The following is a 19,802-nucleotide window of genomic DNA, read 5'->3' on the forward strand; positions in this document are numbered from 1 at the left end:
TGTTGAGCTTATGAATATCTGAAAATCTTAAAGTCCGTGTTATAAGTATAGGCCTCGACCTTATTAACGAGGTCTGTAGTATCTGCCTCATCCACCGGGAGTATGAAGTCAAAATCGTCCCGCTGAACTTCTAAATCAATGCTTAGAATGTGATCGCCTGCTTCACTATGCTCCATGATCCATGTCTTTTTTTGTTCTTCCTCGCGGTATTGATACTCCGTTTCCTCGAAGGCGCTTATTTCCTCCAACTTCAGCCTGCTGCCCTTCGCGGGCTCCGGAAATCTGATCCTAAGCCCCGTTGTGAGGTTTTTCATTAAGCCTTCGCTGCTGAGGACCGACGACTGACTCAGCTTCTGGAGGCTCCACAATGCTTTTGGCATATTCTGCCGGATGGGCTCGATTTGCCATTGTGTTTCCCGCTGCCATCCGTTCATGATTTCTATGGTTACTCCATGAGAAAAGGCAATTCCTTCACACCCTTCGCAATTGGCGCCGAATGCCTCATGGCCGCTGATGCGCGCTCCGCCCTCAATGCTGATTTCGGAGATGGGGATCTGGCTGCCCAACTCAAGAACAAAGTTTACCGGATCTACCATGTCCTCCGAAATTTTACCGGCTGTAATGCTCAGCTTCAAATGGTCTTCCGGAATGAATTCTTTGACGAAGGCTTCCTTACTCAGTTGCCTGCCTTCAGCACTGGCTTCGCCAAACCGTACCGTAAAATAGTACCCCGCGACGCTCAATGAGGCGATTCCCGCCAAATCGGGCCCCCAAATGCTTAACTTAGCCTGTAAGCTCACATGGATGTTCACAGAAAACAGGCTGAAATCGGCATACAGCCTCACGTGAAACAACAGTTCCAGTTCTGCACGGTAACTGAAGGGCTTCCAAAACAAGATCAGATGGGCCTCCAGCTTGATGTCAACCTCAACCCCGATCGTAAACGTAAAGGTTTTGGAACCAATCCAATAATCGATCGTCACGTCCTTGGAAAGGTCCATGCTGTAATGCAAATTCCCAATCAGCCCAAACATGATCGCCTGCGGTGTAAGCGCAAAATACATACCCAGGTTCGCCGATAAATTTCCCCGCCGCAAAGCAAAGCCCAGCCTGCTCAGCTCCACAGCCTCCGGATAATGTTTTGGAACTTTAAAATTGGGGTGATAGCCCCCTATGGTAAATAGAAAATCCCCTTTCACACTTCCTGAAAACCACATCGCAAATACAAAACTTCCCTGGAGCTGTACCTCCGGAAACAAAAGATAGCTGCCCCTGGTGATTTCCCCTCTCGCAATTACCACCCCGGAATTAAAATCGGCCTGCAGCGAAAACGCAAATTTTATCTTGTAAACACCGGGGACTTCCATAACGCTTAGCCCCAGCATCTGGAACATCAATCCCTTTTCTATGGTTAACGACGCCAGCGCCAGGGTATCGATGATTTTAAAAGATTGAAACCTCAAACCAATCATCACCACATAGGAGCCTTCTCTTACAGGGATGTACTGCTGGAGTTTTGAAAAAACAGCTTTCAAACTTTCGCCCGGCCTGAGGCCATTGTTTCGGACGATTTTGATCAGTGGAAAATCTTCTACTTCCTGTATCGCGGGTAGCGTAAAAGACCTGTTCAAACCAAAGCCTAATGCAAATCCTTTAATTTCAAAGGCCGGATGAAGCGGAATGCTGATCCCCAGATAGCCAAAAGCGAAAAGTGACGAGTAACTTTTCTCTTTTACGTAACTACCCAGGGCAATGATTTCTATTTGCTTTATTTTAATAGCGATCAGGCCATTGTAGGCTTCGCTGTCACCTGCTATTTCCCTGTAAAATCCGCCCGACATAGAAAAGGCTGCCGAACTGTACTGCAAAGATAGCCCCTGTATCGAAAAATGCGCCGCCTCGCCCAGCTCGGCTGCAACCTCCATTTTGTTCCTCTCTGGCTGCTCTCTCATGCTCTTTAAGCTTTTCAGCGTCTGATCGAGGTCTATTCCCACTTGCAAGCCGATGACCTCGAACGTGAATTTGGAGATGGCCAGTTTGGCGGACAATAAGATCTTGATGAGCTTGTTCCCATTTTCAAAATCTGCTCCCAGGGAGATTTCTGTGATGGACAATGCAGAGGGCTTCTCTTCGGCCGACCCGGATTTTAATTCGCGCAAATCGCTCTCCGGGGCTGGCTTGCCCTCGACTAGCAGATCTTCCGGAAATGCGATCAAGGAATCGCCCGCACCTGCATCGAGATGAACGAAAGCATTTACGCCTTCCACAAAGCTTAAGGGACTGTCTTTGGACTTTATTTTTTCAAGGGCAGGAAAGGAAATCCCGGAAAAATCTTCTGCAGACAGACGGGGCACTGCGCCTGTCTTTGCCACATAGACCAGGCCTGTATGCATAAACTGGTACTGCCGGGGAATGTACTCACCTACCAGCGGTAAATCGGAGAAATAAAATTCCTGATTGAGCCACAAACTGAACATGCTAAAGTTTTCTGCCCGCACAATGCTGATCTCAACGGTTCCCCCGCCGAATGATGCCGATATAGAAAATAAGTTTTTCTTGCCCGCTGCCATGATCAGGCTAAACTCTACCGTATCGGGCAGGATATCCTCCAGGAAAGATAAAATCGCAATATCCCGGGTCATCCCCGCAATTATAGGCTTCACTTCACTGGCCGATGCGCGCAGTACCGTCCTTTCTTTATCGATCAACCCTTCGAGCCTGAAGGTTCGCTCATAAATGACTACATCGAGCGACAAATAAACAGCTTGCCCTTCCATGCTTATTTTGCGCGAATGATGTAATTGACCGCAAGGTAGGGCGGTCTATTCTCATGTGCTTTTCCCCCGCCCTCAGATTTTACAGGCGAGTTTGACCTGGTCACAAAATATTTGTCGGCACCATTGTCGCGGTCAGTCCCATATACGCCGCCCCTCAGGCTTTCCTCCCTTGCCCAACCCATGTTGACTTCTTTAAAGGGTGATTCATAACTCTTGACGGCCTTAATTTGGTGATCATGCTGTGGCATCTGATCAACGTTTAGGCTGAGCTCATCGACCCCGCCCATATCGCCCAGGCTGTACTTGCTCCCTGCACCGACCAGGAAACGCCCCCTCAAATCGGGCAGCCTTTTCTCTCCTCCCAACAACCTGTATAAATCCGGGTATAACGAATGGTCAACAGGCTTGCCATCGCAAAGCAACCAGTGGTCCGGCACTTTTTCGCCATAAAAAGCAACAATACCCCCTACCGGGAAATCCAGTATTGTTGCAGCCGCCGCCCTTTTTAGTTCGAGATGAAAAGGCAGCACCCCATCGTTATAGTTTTCCAGGTTTTCGAACTTGATGTCAAAGGGATACCTACCCACTGGAAAAGCGATACTCGGTTCCTTAAATTGAATCCCGCTAATGACCAGACGGAGCATGCTGCCTGGAGAAAGGCTGCTTTTTGTGGTAGCTGCAACCATAATTTCATTAGTGGCTGAATTGTATTCGTAAGCAAAATCTTTGGACCCTTCAAAACCCTTCTGCGCTTGCTCAAACTTTTGGATATCGATTTTTATACCGCCCCAGGAGTTTTCCAGGACCAATTGCTCCAGGAAACGGGAGCGAAACTTAAACCTGGAGCCACTATGAAGCGCCTGGAATCGGTTAAACATGAGGTCCTGGTCTGATGCGTTTATTAAATTGACAACAAAGGAGTTTTTGACACCCGGGGCAAACAGGATTTCCTGATCTCCAAGTACTACAATCTCAAATGGGACTGAAGACACACCTGAAAGGTCTTTAACCGGCACCAGCCGGTCTATACTGAGTAGCTCGCAAACCTCTATAGGTAAGTTATTTTCAAAGACTGTAACTTTCGACAGTTCGCATTGAACGAACAATTCTTTGGCCTGCGTGATATTGCTGATCTTGAGGTCCGGTAGCCTATATTCCAGCTTACCGTCTAAAAGATTTAACACGATATGGATTTCATCTGCCTCTTCTGTAATGCCTGAGTCCGCTGATGGTCCCTCTGTCTGCTTCAAAACCCCCTTTTTGAACTTCAACACGAGCTTTGAGTCCCTGCCCCGGCTTACCAGGGTGTAATTATCGACCGAAATTCTCAAAAAATAGTGCTCGCTGCTCTTGTCTATAACGTGGATCCCCTCATATTCTTTATCCTGAAAGCGCGTGACAATGCTAAAGCCGATCTTCGTCCTGTAAGTATATTTCGAAGCAATGTTGAGCCCTTTTTCAATATACTGATTGAGTTCAGGAGCAGTGATCCCCTTGAAAATATACAAATCTGAAAGGTCAAATTGTAATTTGCCGGCTCTTTCCCCAAATATAAAAGACGTTATTTTTGCCAGCTGGACCGTAATGTCTGCATGAATTTTATTTAGCTCATCAGACAAATCGAAGAAGTAGTTATTTTGCGGGCTGTTTTCTTCAGCATCTCCCGCATTGAGAATGGAATAGGTACCAAGCACTGTAAAGTCGATCCTACCAGAAGGACTGATTTCAAGATTGAAATTGTACCAAAAGTCTGTCTCGATTTCAATTTCTGTGTCGAGCACAAATAAAGTTCCTGTAGGATTTCCGTCATTGCCGATCCCTATACATTCAACAAAAATCCTGGCATCGGTACTGCCAGTTGGGTTTTTAATAAAGTACCTGATCAAATACTCGTCGAGCTGGGCCCCGAATAGCACATGCAGGTCCTGTTTATTTTCCTTTCGTGCCTTTAAATTGAAGAAAAAATTGAAAGTAAAGCTTTCTTTGCTGAAGGACAGGACGGCCTCTGCTCCGATGCGGAGGCTAGCACCTTCCATCAGGCTTAAAAAGGAACCTTTAAAACGGTCGAATTTGATCTCAAAAGGCTGTCCCAGCGCTAGTTGGATGTCAGGCCCCTGCTGAGAGGCATTCCGGCTGCCGGTCAGGTTATTTTTGCTGTCCAACTGATCAAGGGGGCAATAAAAAACTTCTTTGCTCATGTTAGTGTTGGGTTGGTTGAATGGATAGCCAGCCTTCGTTCATTTCGATATCCGGGACTACCGCACTATTGGTGTTAAAATCATTGATAAATGAAATGGCCTGTTTATTTTTTAAGATAAATTCGAAGCTCTCAAGCGCATTTGCTGCCGCCGATCCCTCCACTTCACGGCGGTTTTTCTCGGAGATGCCTTCGTTCATCTCCTGCAATTGGTTGTAAATCGTTTCAGTTTCCAGGTATTTCTGCTCATTGATAAAATAAATGTACTCGCCAGTAAAGAACTCACCGGTCTCCAACAATCCAGACTGCAGGTAAGCTTCCGAGCTGAGCGACAAATTGAGGTACCTCCGAAGTCCTTCATCCACATTAACGAGTCTTATGTTCTGGACCCTGACCTCTTTCATCTCATCGACGCCGAGCAGCGACAAGTTGTCGAGCAGCGGCCCTGGCCCATTTGAAAATTTATCCGTAACCACTACATACCTTGCATCTTCAAAAAATGGCGCCTCGTAGATGAACCCCTGCTCGGCAAGTTCCTTTTTATAGCTTGAAATCCTGGTGCCTTTTATTTTGGCAATGGCATACCCTGCATCAAAATTTACCTGAAATTTCTGCCAGCGCCGTTCATAGGCTTTTAGTTCAAGCAATTCGTAAATTGACCTGGCAAAAGGACCCGGCACATTTGCAGGCCCTAACAAGAGATGTGCTTCGGGCATATTTTTAACGCTGGGTTTGACTGCAGTAATAATCCTATGGTCCAGCAGGAATTTCATCAAGTCATCCATCGACATGAAGAATGGCTCAATATCACATTTTTCCAGATCGATAGACCTTAGTTGTGTAAACCTTATTTTCTGCGGCGGGTTTTTGCCACTAAGTGGCTCTTTGGGATTCTTCTTTTTAAGAACTATCCAGCTCCAGTGATAGCGGCTATCCTTCGAGAGGCTCATTTCAATTTGATTTTTGGGCGACAATACGGGGCCGGCGTAAAAGGTAAGGGCAATCTGCTTCAAGGCCTGGCGGATCTCCTTATAGGGCATTTCAAGCTTTTTAACAGGGAGTATTCCAGATTTAATAAAAATGTCGCCCTTCGGGTACATCCATACTAAATAAGAACGGGGGCTTTTTTGCGACAGGCTTAAAAAGTCATCGCTGTCCTCGTGTTTAAATTTTATTCCTTCTGAAAGGGTAACATCGGATTTCTTTAAATCATTGGAGTGTAACCTCGAAGCAGCTTCGTAAGCGACCAGGATCCCTTCGTCCATCAACTTCTGCCAAACGACATTTCCTCCGACAACATAATATTTAAGAAAATCACTTTTGCTTATAAATGCCCTTTCATCATCTAAAAACAGGTCTTTTAAAAAATCGCCCAGCGCTTTTGCTGGCGCATTTACCCGGTAAATCGCATCCAGTTCAATAACTGCAGTGGTGATCCTTTTGAGATTGCCGGGAACTGCCCGCTCGGGATTGTTGAAATACAGCTGCCCTGAAATAGCGATATCCCCATCAGCGCTTGTATTGCAATGCCAGTAAGCCACACAACCATCATTGAACTGGGTATGATCGCCAATACTCAGCGGAAGCCTTACTTCCGAATGTTTCAGGTCGTTCCTTTGTCCGCCACTTCGTGCAAACAGCTGCTGACTTTCTTTGCCAAGGTCATGAAAGACACGCCCCTTCAATGAAACTTCGACATCTACCCTGGTTAAGGCCAGCGGGGTAGTAGAAAGGCTCTCTGCCAGGGAGGGATTGTTTGTACCTTCAGGATTGATATTATCCATACTGTAAACAACCTGGCTAATGACATCTTCAACTGCTTTCCTGTTATTGCGCAGTTTGGAATAGAGCCAACTCAATGTTTTTTGCAGGTACTTGTTTTCATTCAGGAACTCAAAGTCTGCATCAAATTCTTCGGCAGCCAGGTGGTAGGTAAAGGGAGATGATTCCCATTTCCCATAGTTGTTAAAAGCACCCAAATAATCTCCTTTATGGTTGAAGATATCCAGTTTACTATTGATCTTATTGACGATGAGCCAGCCAAAAACGGGTAAAGCAGTATCCGGATGTTTGTCCCATTTTGCCGAAATTGCTGAGGGCTGTGCCAACCTTGGCGGCAAGGCCATCCAATTCTTTTTATCCCGTATTTCCTGGTTGTAAACCGTAGACACTTTGTCCACCTCCAGCAGCTTGTCTCTTCCGAAGGTATCCACAAGGCGCAACCGGTCTATTTTAAAAGCACCGTTTCTAAAAGGGTTAAACTGAGCATTGAAATTGGGGCTCAGTAAATTTAATTTGCCTTCATATTTTTTAATGAGCCTGGAGATGCTGGCTGCAAGCTCCCTGTGACCGCTGAACCCATTCGGGATGAGTGGCATGATATTGAGGGCATTTGTCCGCTGGGTAAAGATGTAATTGAAATCACTAAGGCTGATCTCCAGCAGCTTGACACCTTCCAAACGGGACTTGATGCTTTCTATGTACGCTTTGTTCGCGGAAGCTACCCTGCGGCTATTCATATTTTCGCTGCTGCTGTTGTCGATCTGCACTTTTGAAATATCCTGGCCCGCTAAAAAAGTATTGAGCCTGCTTTCGACCAGGCCTTTTACCGTGTCGTTGACAAAGGAAGACCCATAGTAAAGATTTGGATGCCTGGCGTAGACCAAATTTTGCAAGCCCGGCTTTTTAACCAGGTCTGCATATTGATCGTCCAGCTCATATCCGGAGCTCAAAGAATCGGGCATGAAATCCCCGGATTGCCCTGTAAGCTTACCTGAAAGAAAAAACGCCTCCCACTCTATTTTATAAGTGTTCCACAAATTGAGCAATCGCTGTACCTCAAAGGGATCCTCAGTCCGCCCACCTGCATCCTGCAGCTGGCCCCTTTCGAAATAGATTTCTTTATGGTCTTCCCTGTATGAATTGTTTAAATAATCTATAGCCCCCTGTTTGGCGTCACTTTTATCGTTTTGATACAGAATGACTGTAGGCGCTATAGGCTCATGGTAATGGAACTCATCTTTGATCCGCAAGCTAAAGGCTGTTCCCATCGCGTCCGTTATATTTTTCTTGAGCCTGCCGATGTTCCGCTCCAGTACATTTATCTTGCTTTCAGTTTTAGTGATGATGGGCAATAACTTCTTCTCGAGGATCAGCTTGATTGCAGCATTCGGCACCTCTTCATGAGTGTAGACATACAGGCTCATGAGGTAAGTATGCCAATCCAGGTACAGACATTCGATGTCATGATATAAATTGTTCTTTTCGAGATCGAGCTCAGTCTGGCTTTCGTTCAATAACTGAAGTTTCTTCTCCATGTTTGTCGGGGGCGAAGGGAGCTCTGCCCCACCATCATTAGGGCTGGCAAATACAAGCTCCCATTTGCTGCTGGCCAGGGTCGACCTGAACTGGTTTTCGTGCCGCAAATTGCGCAGACGGCTGACCCAATCCAGGTTCTTTTCATTTAACACGCCCCAATTTAGGATGGCTTCCAGTCGTTCCTCCTGAATGATTTTCGACACCCCACTTTCGTCCTCCAGCAGTACGGCAGTCAGGGCCTCGGGAAGCGTATTGGCGATGGCAACGCCAATGTGTTCTGAGCCGGACCCTGCTGTCCATTTTTTCTCATCCTTTTTATATTCAAATGTGCCGCAACAGACTGTTTCAATGGCAGGGTCCTTAAAATCGTAACTGAAATCATTGACCGTCCAGTCATGGATGCGGATATCAGTGTCGGAAAGGTATTGCAGATACTCAAGTGCAAAGAAAGCGCCTTTATTGTTCAGGTATTCCAAAGCATTGTCCACATCGAAAATAATGGCCTTATCAATTTCCTCAGCTAAATCCTGCTGGCCTTGCGGGCGGGCGGCGGGATCAGCAAACCGGAGCAAGTCCATACTACTGACCCGATCTTTAAACTTGATTTGATTGATCTCAATTAGTTTCTTAAAGTAATTGTTGTCCTGTTTGTTTGTGCTGTAAAAACCGGTAATTGTATATTTGGCATCCTCGTCTTCTACAAAATCAGCATCGTGAAAACCAAATATGCTCCTGCAATTGCCATAATGCGTGTCAAATGACAAGGTTCCCCAACCCAGGGCATTGAGGTGGCTGAGATAATTGGCCGGCTTTTCATTTTTCATGATAGCACCCGGGTATTTCCTGCCTACATAATCAAACCTGAACCCTTCCTTGAGGTCCGATGATTTAGGGCCGGTAGGGAGCGGATAGCTGCATATTCCGGTTCCGGGAAAATTGGTCGCATTGATGTCCCAGATATAGTCACTTTCTACAATCCAATCTGCGGTTTTGCCCCCCTGCTCCCTGGTGATGAGCCATCTATTGGGTACCTCGGGCAATTGACCGTTTTCATCAAAGGTTTTAAGAATGGAGGGAAGGTTCCAGTGCAAATGGAGTCCTTTTTCCAATACGATCATATTGTCATTGGAAAAAGGGCGTGGAATAACAGTCTCTGCTACAAACGGGTTGAGTGCGTTGACAAATGTCGCTTTATCCTTGTTGAACCAGGGGATATTCTCGAATACAATTTCCTGGCCGATCACCTGTGTGGGTACGGACAGTAAAAGGCTATTGATTTTAAGGGGCAGCTTGAATAACATGACGGAGGCAATCTGATAAAAAAAAAGCAGATAGAATCATCTACCTGCTTGATCTAATGAGGAGGCTGAAGGTTTTAACTCCGCCTGCTAATCTGCAGGTCCGACCGCAGCTACCTCTTTCTTTTCTTTATCCAGCCATTGCCTAAAATCGTCCCCGGTTACGTCCGAGTCTTTACCATATTTTAGATAGCCCACTGCAAGTTTTTTCAATGTAATTGGAAAAGGAGCGTCTCCAATCTGCTTATTCTTCAATTCTTCTTCACTTGCCTCAATGTCTATGAAAGCTCGGATATAGCTATCGTCCTTGTCCTTGCCAAGCGTATTCCCCTGATATTCGAAGCCTATTTTTGCAGTGGTACCGGCTGGGATGAGCTTTGCCAGGACCGGGTTACTTTTAAGCAGCGTTTCGTCGCCCTCGCTGAATTTTATTTGATCGACTTTAATGCCTGAACCTATTGTTTTGAGGGCATAATGTTTTTTTTCTGTATCGATGATTCCGGCGAGGTCGCCACCCCAAAGTCCAACTTCGGCGTAAGCGATTACTTTGGAGCCCCCTGTTTTTTCTGAGCTGGTGTTGGTTTCTTTTTCCATAATGTTTTATTCTTTAGGATGTGTAAAATCAATATCTAACGAATTTGAGTTCCGGTGCTATTTCTATTTAATTTGATGGAGTTGCATACGAAAGGATAATTCACAGCAATGCTTTCAGCACTTTGGATTTCGCCATGATTATATATTTCAGCAGCATTTTTGAAAACCCAATGCCGTAGCCCATAGTGTATCGCTATATCAGCTTTGTCATTTTTACAGAGTCCAATGATGGTAACGAGATCAGGTTTTTCTTTGGCATAATCAACGAGACCAGTGAATTTCCCAGAGATTGAATCTTCAACAGCATCAGATTGCAGGTACTTTCCAAGTATATTTTGGATGTTGCCAGGTGTGAGTGGGATTCCTATTTTGATAAAAAAGTCGGCAACTCCATCGTGGGACTCCATTCCCTTATTGTATGTACTGCCGGCCTTCAATTCTTGACTGAATATAATCGCAAACTCCTTTAGCTCCTGGATATTTGCATCCGGCGTCTCTGTCCAGCGAATGACGTTGGAAGCAATAAACCAGGAAAAATGGTCAACATCTTTAAATTTTTTGTTAAATTCTTCGACAAGCGCCAAGTATTTCTGGTTCTTAGAAGAGTTGTCATGCTCTATCTGAATTTGACGTAAAAATTGAGATCCGCTGACGGAATATAAATAACAGAAAGAGGACGCGAAACCACAAATCCCTTTATCTCTATTGAACCAAGTGATTTTCTTAAATACTTCTTCTTGTTGCATTGTTGTTAAGTCCATATGATTTGGGTTTATATAAAATTGATCAATTCAACTTAATGATGCTGAGGTAACTGCTTCCATCTGTACTAAAATCGACTTGTGCTGTGGCGCTGTTGGAACTTGCATTGCCCCTGTAAAAAACTTTGACAACATCACCAGATTGAAGGGGGAGTGTTACATTTAGGGTACCCCTTGAGTAAGATATATGCTCTGGACTAGGGGAACCGATTACAGTTGCGTCTGTACCGTTCCCTACCAGAAGAGCAGAGTAACCAGATCCCGCACCGTAATAGTATCGAACGCTAGCACCACTGGTAACCTGTATTTCAGGATATGGAATGTAACTATTGAAAGAACCTATACTGGTGACGATCATGGCAAGATTGATGTTGTAGAGCCCGCCCATATCTGAAGGGACAGTATAGGTATTGTTATTCGTCCACGCAGCCTGATTTGCACCGCTCACTTTACTATTGTAATTGAAAGTATAGCGGCTATAGCCAAATGGCCTTTTCAGTTGAGATTGAGTGCTTGTCGCAAACAATTGCAGGCTCGCACCTCCCGATGATGAAGGAGCGGCCCAGGTGCCATCACCACGTAAATACGTAGATGATCCTGCCTCACCGCTGGCAGAAATCTTTTGAATGGTAACCGAAGCATCTGCAATTTTTGAATTGGTTACTGCATTGGCAGCAATGGTGGTAACGGCAGTACTATTAATCCTTATATCGCCAGTCACTGTAGAGGGGACTTGTGCTGAAAAGGGAGCTGCAGCACTTGTAAGGTAAATTTGTCCTCCGTTAGTACCATTGGCAAGACCATCTCCTGTGTCCCCTTTATCTCCTTTTGCACCTGCTTCACCAGTTGCGCCGGTATCCCCTTTATCGCCTATATCACCTTTTGCACCGGTAGGCCCAACGGCACCAGGCAAACCAGTTGCTCCTGCTTCACCGGTATCCCCTCTATCGCCCTTATCACCCTTTGCACCGGTGGGCCCAACGACACCAGGCAAACCATTTGCACCTGCTTCACCTGTATCCCCTTTGTCGCCCTTATCTCCTTTAGGTCCGGTAGCACCAGCGGCACCAGCTAAACCGGTTGCTCCTGCTTCACCTGTAGCTCCTTTATCGCCCTTGTCACCTTTTGCACCGGTAGCACCAGCGGCACCAGGTAAACCAGTTGCACCTGCTTCACCTGTAGCTCCTTTATCGCCCTTATCACCTTTTGCACCAGTAGGCCCAACGGCACCAGGCAGACCAGTTGCTCCTGCTTCACCCGGATCCCCTTTATCGCCCTTATCTCCTTTAGGTCCGGTAGCACCAGCGGCACCAGGTAAACCAGTTGCTCCTGCTACACCCATATCCCCTTTATCGCCCTTGTCACCTTTTGCACCGGTAGCACCAGCGGCACCAGGCAAGCCAGTAGCACCAGGCAAACCAGCTGCTCCTGCCGCACCGGCATCCCCTTTATCACCCTTATCTCCTTTAGGTCCGGGAGTCGAACTTCCGGATGTCTCGGCATACAGAGCATAAGGCACACTCATCAATTGAGAGATACCAACAACATCATAATTACTGCCACCATTCGGATCAGTTTCAGTTTTGATGAAATAGGTGCCGTTGCCCCAGTTGATTCCCGAAAAAGTTCCGGAAACAGGTGTACCAGAGCCTATTTCTAAACTGATCAGCCCGTTAGCATTAGAAGTTGGCCCTTGTGTTTCTGCATACACGGCGTTGCCGTTTGCAGAACCCTGAAGGATACTGATCCTTACACCAACTCTCTGGCTGACCACCAGCTTATTGGTATTATTGCGAACAACTGCCTGGTAACTGATTTTCTTTGGTGCCTGAGCATAAAGGCCTATACTGACCAGCAAAAATAACAATGAGCAAAAAATAGGTTTGTAAAAGTTTATCATAATTATGTAATTGAGACGTATTTCTATTATTGATTATCTATTTAGAAAGCGATACCTGAGCCCAACCTCAAATTCGCCATTGGTATAGCGTCTTAATGCTGAGGTATTGGTGGTGTATTGGGCAAGGATCGACAAGGAATTTGCATACGTGGCACCGATGCCAAATGTGAAGTTGCCCGTACTGTGGTATACAGAACTCACCGTCAGCTTGTCAGAAGCAAAACCGAGGTTGAGGGCAAGATCGAGGATATCCCCAAAATTTTCGAGGCCACGATACACCAATCGAGGCTCTATGCCACTAACTGATTGCCCATTACTCAGAAACTTATACGACGCCGATGCAAGGAATGTATTGCGTTCGCTCAACCGGCGAAGGTCATCCCTTTTCAGAAACCTTCTTAAATTTGGTATCACCCCTTCTACTGTCAACTGATCCTTGCGAAGGGCCACGCCCAAATCGCCGTCAAAATAAGCGCGCTGCTTGTTAAAATCATAAAGCACCTGATCCTCAAAATCTGCATTTATCCGATTAAAATCGATGCTTTGATCCATCAGACCAGCCGATAAACCAAAATCCAGGTAACTTTCGCTTGCGTTGAGCGGAATGTGGTATGCGTAGGTAATTTTTGTTTGCACCTGCTGGATGGCGCCAGCTTTATCGCTGTAAAAAATTAAACCCAAGCCCACTCTTTCACTGGGTAAACCATAGGTGGCGGTGACCGCCGAGAGGACGGGGGCATCGTCTATTTTGGTCCATTGTGCCTTATAGCCGCCATTGAGTTCGAACCCAGGAATAGTCCCTGCCATTGCGGGATTGGCAAGATAGCGGTTCTGAAAATACATACTCCCCAGGGAATTCAATTGCGCATAGGACAGGCTCTGCATCAGCAAGAAAAAAATCAATAAGTTTAACTTTTTCATGATGATTAATTTTGTCTGTATAAGATGTTCAAGGCTCCCTTTAAAGGCGGAAAACCATTACCATACTCGACTACATAAAAATAGACCCCTTCTGCCAGTAATGTACCTCTGTAACTTCCATCCCAAGTGTTTTTATAGCTTTTCTCGTTAAAGACACGCCTACCGGAACGGTCGTAAACCGAAACCATGTTATTGGGATATTCCTCTATATTCCTAATGATCCAGGTGTCATTTTTGCCGTCGCCATTTGGAGAAAGCACATTAAGCACATACTGCTTGAGGTTAGTCGTGCTGAAGGCTTCAGTATACGTTTGCTGCACACCCGCTCCCACCGAAGCATTGCCCGCCGATAACATCGTATAAAAAGCCTGTCCAATAGAATAGCTGCTTGTACCCGCGCTACCAGCAGCTTCGCCACCAGCAGCGACAGTGTTCTGTTGTGCCTGGATACTGCCACTTATAAGGAGAGCGATAATTAAGGAGCGCATAGATTTTGACTGCATGTAAAAGAAAAAGTTTGGTTTTCCCAAATTTGCAAAAAATCATCTTTGCCGAATCAAGGGTTAACCCTTGATCTTTACATTAGCCACTGCTGGACATTTCTCATCATTGCCGGTGTTTCAGGTTCGTGGGGTGAAGCCTGACCTGAACAAAGGCACAAGGCTGGCAGTTATACCTATTTATTCTTTATTGCGGATTGATTAATTTATCTTGGTGATAGCATCGTTCAGGATAATGGAGGACTCTGAGAGGCGTTAATTTGAATGACACCGTTCAGGTTACATTCCCAAATAATACAAAATATCAGGTGTAAACAAGCTCGATGAATTGCATGAGCGCCTTCTTGATCTGCTCTTGACCGGAAGGTTGCTGAAGGTCTATTCCGCAAAACGGATTTTCCTGCATTTTGCTATGCAGAGTTAGGTAATATACCCCACCCATCAATATCGCGTACATTGCCCTAAAGTTCTTATCAGTATGATCAAAGGTATCATCGAAAACCTCACGTAACAATTGATCACCAATATTCTCACGCTTCAAGTCCAGTTCCTTTAAAACGGGCAGTTTTTCACTCAGCCCCCAGGTGATAATACGGCGCATCTCCTCACTACTCATCAGACTGTCGAACTGGTCTTCCAGCACCCGATATGCCAGTGCTTTCCCGGTATCGGCTTTACTGGCTTCAACAATGTTACCGATTTCTTCGGGATGGATGTTCCAGTAGTCATTGTTATTGAGGTATTCTTTCACCAATCCTTCCAATCCACCGAAATAATCGTAGATCAATCTCCGGTCCACCTTTGCCTTTTCCGCGACCCTGCTGATGCTCAGACCGGAAAAACCATCCTTTTTCAGGATTTCCCCAAGTGCAGTAATCAAGTTTTCCTTGGTGCGCTCCTTGTTCCTAACAGGGCCATCCGTCACTTTTCTTGCCATTTGAATCAACTTTGGTGCAATTTGCAATTTTTTGAGCCAGCGTCAAAGATTCGCCGTACAAAGAAACTGCTTACCTTTTTATTTAGGGACGAGCTTTAGGTCATCAGTATTTATAAGGAACACAACCAGATTTATGATGAACACAACCAGCTGACTGCTAGATATAAAATCAATGATAAATTTATATCACATATTTGTGATATAAATAATATTTATTATTTTTGCTTATGCTTAGGTTGCTAAATCTAGAGAAATTATCCACCACCAGGATGCCGATAGATGGTATGACAGGCTACGTGGAAATAGTTGTTGTAACCTCAACCCGAAATAAAAATATTCAAGAATGTTTCCGAACCAAACCAATAACTAGAAAATGACAGCTAATAACCCAACTACCTCACAAGATCTCAAACAACTAACCAAACAAAGAGACTTTTTCAAAGGCATACTCATTGCAGCTTGTATCCTTTGGCCATTTGTCATCGCAGCCGCCATTTATTTTTATTACAAAAAAGGTAACATAGCATTGTTTATTCCCGCCTGTACGATTTTCATAGGCTTTCTTCCAATCTATTTACGATTCAAGGCGTTAAGTTCGGAGATCAAAGCAAAGAAATTGAGTTAGGCAGTTTCGTGTAGGGAAGGTCTATTTATACGCTATAGCTTGTTAAACACCACGACGCAAATGTGCTGGATGGCCTTACCCTAAAATTAGTGCAACTCCATCGGAAGACGATGACCAGTTTAATGTGCATCAATTACAAGCGGGCTCGATTTCCTTTCAAAATCGAACCACAAGGTTTTGCCAACGACCTCTTGAACATGATAAAATGTTTTGCTGTACAATCCTCCGCTTCCTACCCCTACCCCATACTGATCACTTTTTTTTAGCTGCTGTTGTAATTTGCTTACAAAACTTTTAATATTCTTATCGGGGTTTTTGGAGATCACCCTTAAGCTCAGGTTTTCGAGTTCATCTGCTGTGGACCTTCCGCCAAGCACGACAATGGCATGAACGCAAAAATCATCATCAAAAATACTGCGATCACCATCCTTTTGAAATTTGACGGAAGTGATATAAGCCGCTGAGAACCTTTCAGCTTCCTTCAACACAAGATCTTCTTTCTGGTCAACGCTCTTTAGGACAACGTTTTTTCCAACTATCTTTTCAATGTAAACGTGCATTGCTGACTTATTAATGAGTAGCTCAAACTCGCCAAAGAAAGTTTCCAAGGGGATGATAATATTTATTAGACTCGCCATATCCGTTAAAACCAAAACCAAGTTAGCCATTTTCAAAAGATATCACAACATCGTGATTTATTATCCTTAATTTTAGCTGATAACTTACGAACTAATGAAAAGCACACATCTATGGGCCGGACAAATAGCATCGAATTCATTACTGGAGACTTATCTTGACCAAAGCATGTACCTAAAGGCATGGGCGAAATATGATCATGAACTACCAACGGGAAATGAGGAGCAAGATGCCGAGCCGTCACCAAATTTGAGATGCCAGTTCTGCAAAGATCTGGATATCGACACGTATGACGAAGATATGATGATTTTTAAGTATTATAATCACCTGGTTGATGCAGATACAATTGCAAAAGATCTCCATGTCGATTCCCAACAGCTCAGCAAACTATTCGAAGCGTATAAGATCGAAAACTGTAATGCGGTGATTGCCTATCATGAGGACAACTTAAAACTGAAAAAGACCTCACAGCCTACCCTATTAAAACATCTCGGTCAGCTGGACAATCCAGAAATGCCCGCAGGCTCAAAAACCATAAAGAGCCATTACCTATGGATCGGAGCTGTTAAGCTTTCGAAGGCCGAAATCATCAAAAGTACTGGCCTGAAAGGCAAGGAGATTGATAGCCTCAACTTCCATTACAGCAAAGAAAAAAAGAGGATCGACGAAACCATCATGCTGGAAGTACAAGACTTTGATCTCGCGGAGCGGATGGTTCTTAATTTAGATCACATGGGAATTTCCCCAACAGCACACGCTGTACTTTTATTGTCAGCAGACAATAGTTTCAAAATCGATATTGAGGAAATCAGCAAAACGCTGGGCATGGATTTTATCGCAGAATTTGCTACGGGGTAGCATTTATACAAAGAGCACATTCCAGGCACATACTATACCTGCTTCACAACTAGGTTCAAATCTTTATAAATAATTTTAAAAATTCTAATTAAAATGATCAAAATTGAAATTTTACCATTAGACGGAATTGAAATTGACAACATTGGAAAACTTTCATTGGGGCAATCTAAATCGGACATTGAGAAATTATTAGGATCCCCTTCGGAAAGTTCAAATTTAAAACAACTTTTTTACGACGAATACGAATTCCGTATTGACCTTGACAGCGAAGGAAATTCAGAGTTTATAGAGTTCCTGTACGGACCATTTCCAGAAAAAACCGAGCTTTCGATTTATGGACATAACCCTTTTCAAATTGGAGCGAATAAACTTATTCAAATTCTTACCGAAAAAAATGATGGTGAAATAGATGACAGTGAAGCTGACTATTGTTATGCATTTTTAAATATTTCGGTAGGAATTTGGCGACAATTAACTGAAAAAACCGTTGAGGAAAGTATTGCTGAAATGAAAGCCGACAATGAATATAAAGGAAATCAAGATTGGCTGAATGAAGATCTGAATAAAGCAAAAAACTTTTGGACAATTGGAATTGGAGTTAAAAACTATTATGAATAATGTGGCAAAAAACCAATTCTATGTCCATAAGCATTTGAATGTAATAGCCGCCTGGCCATAAAACAGTACGGCCAGAGCATAGTAATATAATTAATAATGATGTATTTCTTGATAGAATGGGTAGTACATGGGATAGCCTGATTTCAAAATACTTCGAAAAATCCAGAGGCTTTCGAAAGGGAGTTCATTGAAACCGTACTTTCATGGATAAAGACCGATAGAAAACCGGTTGAGATTGAAAAACACAAAGCCTGTAAGTTATTAATTTACAGGCTTTTCAGTGTTTGTAATGTACCCGAGAGCAGATTCGAACTGCCACGCCGTTGCCAGCACCAGCCCCTCAAGCTGGCGCGTCTACCAATTTCGCCACCCGGGTAATTGTTCTGCAAATATATATTTATTCTGAGAATATCGTCAATCCATCATAAGCTAATTTCACATTTTTTGGCAATTCTTTTTCCACGTCCTCGTGTAAACCCAGATTATGACTGATGTGGGTAAAATACGTCTGCTCCGCTCCTATCCTGGCCGAAAAGTCAATCGCTTCCTGGAGGGTAAAGTGCGAAATGTGTTGTTCATGCTGTAAGGCATTCACTACCAATATTTTGGTTCCCATTACTTTTTCAACAGAGGTCTCCGAGATTGTTTTTGCATCCGTGATGTAAGTAAAATCCCCAATCCGGTAACCCAGGATTGGTAATTTATAATGCATGATGTCTAAAGGAATGATTTCTGTCTTGCCGATAAAAAAAGGTTCGTTGGTAATCGTATGAATATCTATCTGCGGTAATCCCGGATAATGATGTTCAGAAAAAATATAGGAAAATTCTCTTTTCAGCGCATCCTGAACGCGTTCAGTAGCATAGATATCAATATTCTTTTTGAGCAGGTAATTGAAAGGGCGGATGTCATCCAGACCAGCCACATGATCTTTATGCTCATGCGTAAAGAGAATTGCATCCAGGTCTTTCACCTTTGCGCGTAACATCTGATACCTGAAGTCCGGTCCGCTGTCAATCACAATCGTCTTATCGTCTGTCTCTATCAGTACAGATACCCTTAAGCGTTTATTTTTATGATCGTCGGATTGGCAAACTACACATTGGCAGGTGATGACAGGAATGCCCTGGGAAGTGCCTGTACCTAAAAATGTAACCTTCAAAACAGATTTTTCGCTACCATATACTCAATTAGTTATTTACCGCAGGTCTACCACTTCCACACCAGGATATTTCTTGGGATCAAAAGCAAATGTTGTTTCCGGCACCTTTGCATTTGGCAGGAAAGTTTTCACATTATAAGTATACCTGTTCCCATTTTTATCAAAGATCAGTACGTTGGCAATTTGTTTAGCCACTTTGTCGATCTTCAGCCTGATCTTATAATACGACTTTTTAGCGTCCAGGGGCGTCAGGTCTATCATTTGGTAAACCTTGCTTCCCAACTTGCTTTCTCCCGTATAAAGGTACTTAAACCCCTTCTCATAAACCGTAAAGATCTGGGCCGGGTTTAATGCATCACCACTAGGATCAACATCCGTGACCTGAACCTCTTTATCCTCTTTTAAATAGGTCCACTGACTCTTCCCATCACTATACAGCTCCTGGTTGGTCATGGATACCTTATATTTATTCGCCTTTGCCTTTACATACAACGTGCCCTGCTGAGTTTCCTTGACATTTGCCTGCTGGTTGTCCAGTGTAAAGGTAAAATCAGTTTTCACGATGTCGTAAGTATGATATTTTTTGCTGACTCCGGCAAGGATCGCCTTAGCTTTTGCATCCGTCTGCGCGTAACCTGCAAATGTGGTTGCGATCGCAACCAGACATAACCATATTCTCTTTTTCATTTCCGTCTCAATT

General features: G+C 44.2%; 14 protein-coding genes and 1 tRNA gene. 2 read left to right on the forward strand and 13 right to left on the reverse strand.

Annotated elements, in window-relative coordinates; all coding sequences use genetic code 11:
- Positions 1-8: 8 nt before the first annotated feature.
- The 10 genes from PBAL39_RS00120 to PBAL39_RS24445 all read right to left on the reverse strand — a co-directional run bounded on the left by PBAL39_RS00120 (position 9) and on the right by PBAL39_RS24445 (position 16,496).
- The gene (locus PBAL39_RS00120; RefSeq protein WP_008236980.1) at positions 9-2,777 is read right to left on the reverse strand and encodes a DUF6603 domain-containing protein; all 2,769 of its coding nucleotides are present in this window, start codon (positions 2,775-2,777) and stop codon (positions 9-11) included.
- A gap of 2 nt (positions 2,778-2,779) precedes the next feature.
- A complete protein-coding gene (locus PBAL39_RS00125) occupies positions 2,780-4,975 on the reverse strand; it encodes a phage tail protein (RefSeq protein WP_008236982.1) in 2,196 nt (731 codons plus the stop codon).
- Position 4,976: 1 nt separating this feature from the next.
- Positions 4,977-9,593 (reverse strand): hypothetical protein, encoded by a 4,617-nt coding sequence (locus PBAL39_RS00130; RefSeq protein WP_008236984.1) that lies wholly within the window; start codon positions 9,591-9,593, stop codon positions 4,977-4,979.
- 87 nt (positions 9,594-9,680) lie between these two features.
- Positions 9,681-10,184 carry a hypothetical protein gene (locus PBAL39_RS00135; protein ID WP_008236986.1) on the reverse strand — a complete coding sequence of 168 codons (504 nt, stop codon included), beginning with the start codon at positions 10,182-10,184 and terminating at the stop codon, positions 9,681-9,683.
- Between the two features lie 35 nt (positions 10,185-10,219).
- Positions 10,220-10,945 carry a hypothetical protein gene (locus PBAL39_RS00140; protein WP_008236989.1) on the reverse strand — a complete coding sequence of 242 codons (726 nt, stop codon included), beginning with the start codon at positions 10,943-10,945 and terminating at the stop codon, positions 10,220-10,222.
- A gap of 25 nt (positions 10,946-10,970) precedes the next feature.
- Positions 10,971-12,845, reverse strand: a complete 1,875-nt coding sequence (locus PBAL39_RS24440; protein WP_008236990.1) for a collagen-like protein — start codon at positions 12,843-12,845, stop codon at positions 10,971-10,973.
- Positions 12,846-12,878: 33 nt separating this feature from the next.
- Positions 12,879-13,766: a PorP/SprF family type IX secretion system membrane protein gene (locus PBAL39_RS00150; protein ID WP_008236992.1), complete on the reverse strand. Its 888-nt coding sequence runs from the start codon at positions 13,764-13,766 to the stop codon at positions 12,879-12,881.
- A gap of 5 nt (positions 13,767-13,771) precedes the next feature.
- Positions 13,772-14,269: a gliding motility-associated C-terminal domain-containing protein gene (locus PBAL39_RS00155; RefSeq protein WP_039865866.1), complete on the reverse strand. Its 498-nt coding sequence runs from the start codon at positions 14,267-14,269 to the stop codon at positions 13,772-13,774.
- Positions 14,270-14,570: 301 nt separating this feature from the next.
- Positions 14,571-15,203: a TetR/AcrR family transcriptional regulator gene (locus PBAL39_RS00160; protein WP_008236996.1), complete on the reverse strand. Its 633-nt coding sequence runs from the start codon at positions 15,201-15,203 to the stop codon at positions 14,571-14,573.
- Positions 15,204-15,947: 744 nt separating this feature from the next.
- Complete coding sequence (locus PBAL39_RS24445) at positions 15,948-16,496, reverse strand: hypothetical protein (protein WP_008236998.1); 549 nt, start codon at positions 16,494-16,496, stop codon at positions 15,948-15,950.
- 64 nt (positions 16,497-16,560) lie between these two features.
- Between PBAL39_RS24445 and PBAL39_RS00175 the strand changes: the two genes are divergently transcribed.
- Together PBAL39_RS00175 and PBAL39_RS00180 are read left to right on the forward strand one after the other, a co-directional pair.
- Positions 16,561-17,322 (forward strand): immunity 22 family protein, encoded by a 762-nt coding sequence (locus PBAL39_RS00175; protein ID WP_083801677.1) that lies wholly within the window; start codon positions 16,561-16,563, stop codon positions 17,320-17,322.
- Positions 17,323-17,415: 93 nt separating this feature from the next.
- Positions 17,416-17,940, forward strand: a complete 525-nt coding sequence (locus PBAL39_RS00180; RefSeq protein WP_008237000.1) for a hypothetical protein — start codon at positions 17,416-17,418, stop codon at positions 17,938-17,940.
- A 292-nt stretch (positions 17,941-18,232) separates the two neighbouring features.
- Here the strand turns inward: PBAL39_RS00180 and PBAL39_RS00185 are convergent.
- From PBAL39_RS00185 to PBAL39_RS00195, 3 genes are all read right to left on the reverse strand, one after another.
- Positions 18,233-18,316 (reverse strand) — tRNA-Leu (locus PBAL39_RS00185).
- A gap of 21 nt (positions 18,317-18,337) precedes the next feature.
- A complete protein-coding gene (locus PBAL39_RS00190) occupies positions 18,338-19,102 on the reverse strand; it encodes an MBL fold metallo-hydrolase (protein WP_008237001.1) in 765 nt (254 codons plus the stop codon).
- Between the two features lie 36 nt (positions 19,103-19,138).
- Entirely contained in the window at positions 19,139-19,789 is a 651-nt protein-coding gene (locus PBAL39_RS00195; RefSeq protein WP_008237002.1) for an outer membrane lipoprotein carrier protein LolA, read from the reverse strand.
- Positions 19,790-19,802 lie beyond the last annotated feature (13 nt).

Origin of the sequence: Pedobacter sp. BAL39, from assembly GCF_000170795.1 — a bacterium.
Lineage (GTDB): Bacteria > Bacteroidota > Bacteroidia > Sphingobacteriales > Sphingobacteriaceae > Pedobacter.

What these genes read in the sequence shown, in the direction of transcription:
- PBAL39_RS00120 (WP_008236980.1), bottom strand. Translation starts at nt 2,777, where the DNA reads ATGGAAGGGCAAGCTGTTTATTTGTCGCTCGATGTAGTCATTTATGAG.
- PBAL39_RS00125 (WP_008236982.1), bottom strand. Translation starts at nt 4,975, where the DNA reads ATGAGCAAAGAAGTTTTTTATTGCCCCCTTGATCAGTTGGACAGCAAA.
- PBAL39_RS00130 (WP_008236984.1), bottom strand. Translation starts at nt 9,593, where the DNA reads ATGTTATTCAAGCTGCCCCTTAAAATCAATAGCCTTTTACTGTCCGTA.
- PBAL39_RS00135 (WP_008236986.1), bottom strand. Translation starts at nt 10,184, where the DNA reads ATGGAAAAAGAAACCAACACCAGCTCAGAAAAAACAGGGGGCTCCAAA.
- PBAL39_RS00140 (WP_008236989.1), bottom strand. Translation starts at nt 10,945, where the DNA reads ATGGACTTAACAACAATGCAACAAGAAGAAGTATTTAAGAAAATCACT.
- PBAL39_RS24440 (WP_008236990.1), bottom strand. Translation starts at nt 12,845, where the DNA reads ATGATAAACTTTTACAAACCTATTTTTTGCTCATTGTTATTTTTGCTG.
- PBAL39_RS00150 (WP_008236992.1), bottom strand. Translation starts at nt 13,766, where the DNA reads ATGAAAAAGTTAAACTTATTGATTTTTTTCTTGCTGATGCAGAGCCTG.
- PBAL39_RS00155 (WP_039865866.1), bottom strand. Translation starts at nt 14,269, where the DNA reads ATGCAGTCAAAATCTATGCGCTCCTTAATTATCGCTCTCCTTATAAGT.
- PBAL39_RS00160 (WP_008236996.1), bottom strand. Translation starts at nt 15,203, where the DNA reads ATGGCAAGAAAAGTGACGGATGGCCCTGTTAGGAACAAGGAGCGCACC.
- PBAL39_RS24445 (WP_008236998.1), bottom strand. Translation starts at nt 16,496, where the DNA reads ATGGCTAACTTGGTTTTGGTTTTAACGGATATGGCGAGTCTAATAAAT.
- PBAL39_RS00175 (WP_083801677.1), top strand. Translation starts at nt 16,561, where the DNA reads ATGAAAAGCACACATCTATGGGCCGGACAAATAGCATCGAATTCATTA.
- PBAL39_RS00180 (WP_008237000.1), top strand. Translation starts at nt 17,416, where the DNA reads ATGATCAAAATTGAAATTTTACCATTAGACGGAATTGAAATTGACAAC.
- PBAL39_RS00195 (WP_008237002.1), bottom strand. Translation starts at nt 19,789, where the DNA reads ATGAAAAAGAGAATATGGTTATGTCTGGTTGCGATCGCAACCACATTT.